This is a genomic window from Naasia sp. SYSU D00057 (assembly GCF_017916505.1).
Taxonomy (GTDB): domain Bacteria; phylum Actinomycetota; class Actinomycetes; order Actinomycetales; family Microbacteriaceae; genus Naasia.
This window is the reverse complement of sequence record NZ_JAFMSZ010000010.1, coordinates 1-950: the sequence shown is the minus strand read 5'-3', so window position 1 is coordinate 950 and position 950 is coordinate 1. Positions and strand designations below refer to the sequence as shown.

Below are 950 nucleotides of genomic sequence, written 5' to 3'. Positions count from 1 at the left end.
AGAACCACCCACAAACCCACCGACGCCACCCAACAACGCCAGCACAACCACAACAACAACCGCCCACAGCCCCCGCAACAGCACACCTCTCGTTCGGCTGGTTGGACGCGCGGAGATGTCAGTCGACACTCCGGCCGGGCGAAACTGTCGCATCTCGAACCCGCGCCGGTTCTCGCATTCGCGCCGTAGCCCGGGGGTTGCCACCCGGGCTGGACGTCGTACCGGCCGACTCTACTTGAAGAATTGCTCCGGACCGGATGCTGAGCGCCCGCTTCGGTCAACAGGCAAGGGTGCCCATGTCGTGCATCGACCGCGTCGCCAACGATTGCGTGAAGCGCTAGCCGAGCCGTTGCAGTAACGAGCGCGAAGGATCAGCCGCTACGCGCGGGAACGATCGTCCGGGTGTATCTTGCACGCGCATCCCAGGTCGAGAGCTGTGGTCGAGGGGGCAGCAACATCAGCCAGAAAAGGGTCACAAAGACGAGCGTTGCCTGCAGCAGGGACGCGTTGATGAAGAAATAGGTGGCCCATAGGCCGACGAGCCACGGCCGGTGCGTCAGCGGGAGCGATAGGAGCACGAGAAGCACCCCCATCACCCCTAGCGCTCCCAGCAGCCCGTACTCGTACAAGATTTTCGGTATCACCGGTGAAGTTACTTCGGGTGTACCAAGGCTCAACAGGTAATCCTCGGCACTCGCCGCTCCGTGACCGAACAGCGTTGCGAACGGAGTATCGAGGGAGGCAGGTAGGAGCGTGAGATAGGGCTCCACGAAGCGGAAACTGGAGCTCGAGCCTTCGGCGCCTGCCTCGCCGGTCCGGCCTAGATACAGCACACCGAGCGGGGTCGTAGCTGCAACGGATATCGCGAGGCCGATTCCGGGGAGGAGGTTGAGGGTGTTCCGGCGTTGTGCGGTGAGGAGGAGGATCAGGATGCCGGGCAGGAGGACGAC

At 63.3% G+C, this 950-nt stretch carries 2 protein-coding genes; one reads left to right on the top strand and one right to left on the bottom strand.

Going from position 1 to position 950, the window contains the following annotated elements:
• Positions 1-189 (top strand): hypothetical protein (locus J3P36_RS16035; RefSeq protein ID WP_210509261.1); only part of this gene is annotated, 189 nt, incomplete at its 5' end.
• 182 nt (positions 190-371) lie between these two features.
• On the opposite strand, the gene J3P36_RS16030 is transcribed toward J3P36_RS16035, so the two are convergent.
• On the bottom strand, positions 372-950 hold a 579-nt coding region (locus tag J3P36_RS16030; protein WP_210509260.1), incomplete at its 5' end, for a hypothetical protein.